The organism is Streptomyces sp. (assembly GCF_035563135.1).
Lineage (GTDB): Bacteria > Actinomycetota > Actinomycetes > Streptomycetales > Streptomycetaceae > Streptomyces.
Genome location: NZ_DATMVN010000651.1, coordinates 1 through 4,067, shown reverse-complemented (window position 1 = coordinate 4,067; position 4,067 = coordinate 1). Strand labels below are relative to the sequence as shown.

At 71.7% G+C, this 4,067-nt stretch carries 3 protein-coding genes; all 3 read left to right on the top strand.

Annotation, left to right across the window (positions count from 1 at the left end):
• Positions 1-1,822, top strand: a 1,822-nt coding sequence (locus VN520_RS29180) for a penicillin-binding protein 2 (protein WP_325749947.1), incomplete at its 5' end; no start/stop codon positions are given.
• 14 nt (positions 1,823-1,836) lie between these two features.
• Positions 1,837-3,567 (top strand): UDP-N-acetylmuramoyl-L-alanyl-D-glutamate--2,6-diaminopimelate ligase, encoded by a 1,731-nt coding sequence (locus VN520_RS29175; protein ID WP_414719982.1) that lies wholly within the window; start codon positions 1,837-1,839, stop codon positions 3,565-3,567.
• A 4-nt stretch (positions 3,568-3,571) separates the two neighbouring features.
• Positions 3,572-4,067 (top strand): Mur ligase family protein (locus VN520_RS29170; protein WP_325749945.1); only part of this gene is annotated, 496 nt, incomplete at its 3' end.

Here is a 4,067-nt window from a genome sequence, read left to right as displayed (position 1 = left end):
GGGCAGTCCGCGCCCCCGGCTGCGCCTGATCAGCCTCTGCCTGACCCTCGTCATGCTGGCCTTCGTCGTCCGGCTCCTCCAGGTGCAGGCGGTCGACGCCGGCACGTACGCCGCCAAGGCCGAGAAGAACCGCTACCTGGAGTACACGATCGCCGCCGAGCGCGGCGAGATCACCGACCGCAGCGGTATCGCCCTGGCCACCAGCGTCGACGCGCACGACATCACCGCCGACCCGAAGCTGTTCACGCCCGAGGAGAGCAAGGTCACGGACGCCCCGCAGCAGGCGGCAGCCCTGCTCGCCCCGATCCTGGGCAAGGACGAGGCGGAGCTGGCGAAGAAGCTGGCCGCCAGGACCCGCTACGAGGTGCTCGCACGGCGGCAGACCCCGCAGGTCTGGAAGCAGATCAAGGACCTCAGATCCACGCTCGCGGAGAAGGCGGCCGAGGACCGGGCGAACGGCGGCCCCGGAGCCAACGTGCTGGCCGGAGTCCTCCAGGAGCCGACCACCAGGCGCGTGTACCCCAACGGTGACCTCGCCGCCGGGATACTGGGATTCGTCAATGCCGAGGGCAAGGGCGGCGGCGGCCTGGAAGCACAGCTGAACAAGCGGCTGCAGGGCGAGGACGGCAAGATCCGCTACGCCCAGGCGGGCGGCCGGCCCGTGCCGACCGCCGGCTCCACGGAGGTCCCGGCCGTCGCGGGCACCGACGTCGAGCTGACGATCGACCGCGACATCCAGTGGGCCGCCCAGCGAGCCATCGCCGACCAGGTCGAGAAGTCCGCGGCGGACCGCGGTTACGTGATCGTCCAGAACACGAAGACCGGTGAGGTGCTGGCCATGGCCAACGCTCCCGGCTACGACCCGAACGACCTCGCGCAGAGCAACTCGGCCGCCCTGGGCAACGCGGCCCTCCAGGACGTGTACGAACCCGGCTCGACCAGCAAGGTCATGTCCATCGCCGCCGTGCTGGAGGAGGGAGCGGCCACGCCCGGCACGCACGTCACCGTCCCCAACCGGCTGCACCGGGGCGACCGGCTCTTCAGGGACGACGTCGACCACCCGACCTGGTACCTCACGCTCAACGGCGTACTCGCCAAATCCAGCAACATCGGCACCATCCTGGCCACCGGCCAGCTCGGGAAGACCCAGGCCGAGGCCAACAAGGTCCTGTACTCCTACCTGCGCAAATTCGGCCTCGGCAGCACCACCGGACTCGACTACCCGGGCGAGTCGCCCGGCATCGTCGCCAAGCCCCAGGACTGGTCGACCTCGCAGCAGTACACGATCCCGTTCGGCCAGGGACTCTCGCTCAACGCCATGCAGGCCACGTCGGTCTACCAGACCGTCGCCAACGGCGGGGTCAGGATCGAGCCGACCCTGGTCCGCGGGACCAGGGACGCCGCCGGCCGCTACACGGCGTCCGAAGCCCCCGAACGCACCCGGGTGGTCAGCGAGAAGACGGCCGAAACCCTGGCGAAGATGCTGGAGTCCGTGGTGGACGACGAAGAAGGCACCGGGACCAAGGCGCACATCGAGGGCTACCGGGTCGCGGGCAAGACGGGCACGGCCAACCGGGTCGATCCCGTACACGGCGTCTACAAGGGCTACACCGCGTCCTTCGCGGGCTTCGCCCCCGCCGACGATCCGCAGGTCACCGTCTACTGCGCCATCCAGAACCCCACCAAAGGCAGCTACTTCGGCGGCCAGATCTGCGGCCCGATCTACAAGAAGGTCATGGAGTTCGCCCTGAAGACCCTCCAGACACCTCCCTCCGGCAGCGCCCCGGCCCGGCTGCCCGTCTCCTTCAAGCCCGGCGAGTGACCCGGGACCCCTCAGTGACGACGATCACTCCTGATCCCGGGAACCGGAACGAGAAGTACCGCAACCCCGGCCCCTCACTTCGCGAGAGGCCCGGTCCGCCCGGTACGCTCACCGCCGTGCCCCACGCTGATCAGTGCCAAACCACTCAGAAGGACGCGCCTGTGACCTACCCGGGAGCGCCCCGGCCGGACCGGCTGCGGCCGACGCCCCTCGGAGAGCTGGCCGCCCGGCTCGATGCCGGACCGCAGGATTCCGGTGAGGTCACCGGAATCACCCACGACTCCCGGGCCGTGCGCCCCGGGGACGTGTACGCGGCCCTGCCCGGCGCCCGCTTCCACGGCGCCGACTTCTCCGCCCAGGCCGCGGGACTCGGCGCGGCCGCGATCCTCACCGACCCGGCCGGCGCCGGGCGTGCCGCCGAGACCGGCCTCCCGGTCCTCGTCACCGAGGACCCCCGCGGCCGGATGGGCGAGATCGCGGCCGAGATCTACGGACGGCCGGGCGCCGGCCTCCTCCAGATCGGCATCACCGGAACGTCCGGGAAGACCACCACGGCCTACCTCGTCGAGGGCGGACTGCGGGGCGCCGGACGCAGCACCGGGCTGATCGGCACCGTCGAGATGCGGATCGGCGACGAGCGCATCAAGTCGGAGCGCACCACCCCCGAAGCCACCGACCTCCAGGCCCTGTTCGCCGTCATGCGCGAACGCGGGGTCGAGGCGGTCGCCATGGAGGTCTCCAGCCACGCCCTGGTCCTGGGCCGGGTCGACGGCTGCGTCTTCGACGTGGCCGTCTTCAACAACCTCAGCCCGGAGCACATGGAGTTCCACTCCGGGATGGAGGACTACTTCCAGGCCAAGGCGCAGCTGTTCACCCCGCAGCGCAGCAGGATCGGTGTCGTCAACTTCGACGACGAGTACGGCCGCAGGCTGGTGGAGGAGGCGACCGTCCCGGTCGTCACCTTCTCCGCGGAGGGCCACCCGGACGCCGCGTGGCGGGCCGGGGACGTCGAAGTCGGCCCCCAGGACAGCAGCTTCACCGTGCTCGGTCCCGAGGGCCAGCGCATCACGGCCAGGGCCCCGCTGCCCGGTCCGTTCAACGTGGCCAACACCCTCGCCGCGATCGTCACCCTGGCCGTGGCGGGCCTCGACCCGCAGACCGCGGCCGACGGCATCGCGGCCGTCCCCGGTGTCCCCGGCCGGCTGGAACGCGTCGACGCCGGACAGCCGTACCTCGCGGTCGTCGACTACGCGCACAAGACCGACGCCGTCGAATCCGTCCTGCGCTCCCTGCAGAAGGTCACCGAGGGCCGGGTGCACATCGTGCTCGGCTGCGGCGGCGACCGTGACACGACGAAACGCGGCCCGATGGGCGCCGCCGCCGCCCGGCTCGCCGACACCGCCGTACTGACCTCCGACAACCCCCGCTCGGAGGACCCCCTCGCGATCCTCGCCGCGATGCTCTCCGGCGCGGCCGAGGTGCCCGTCCACGAGCGCGGCGACGTGCTCGTGGACGCCGACCGGGCCGCGGCCATCGCCGCCGCGGTCGCCCGTGCCGAGCCCGGCGACACCGTACTGGTGGCCGGAAAGGGACACGAGCAGGGCCAGGACATCCACGGAGTGGTACGTCCTTTCGACGACCGGGAGGTCCTGCGCGAGGCCATCGAGCGCTCCCTGGGGCGCACGGGCGCCGTGCAGGCCCCCCAGGACCGCGTACACACCCATGAGAACAACAGTCAGGGATGACCAAGTGATCGCCCTTTCCCTCGCCGAGATCGCCGGAATCGTCGGCGGACAGCCGCATGACATGCCGGACCCCTCCGTCGTCGTCACCGGCCCCGTCGTCATCGACTCCCGGGAGGTGCGGCAGGGCTCGCTGTTCGCCGCGTTCGCGGGCGAGCGGGTCGACGGCCACGACTACGCGCAGCGCGCCGTCGAGGCGGGCGCGGCGGCCGTGCTCGCCGCCCGTCCCGTCGGTGTGCCGGCGATCGTGGTCGACGACGTCGTGGCCGCGCTCGGCGCCCTCGCCCGCTCCGTCGTCGAACGCCTCGGCACCACCGTCGTCGGGCTGACCGGCTCGGCCGGCAAGACGTCCACGAAGGACCTGATCGCCCAGCTCCTGGAGCGCAAGGCGCCCACGGTCTGGACGCCCGGTTCCCTCAACAACGAGATCGGCCTGCCGCTCACCGCGCTGCGCGCCACGGCGGAGACCCGCCACCTCGTGCTGGAGATGGGCGCGCGGGGCA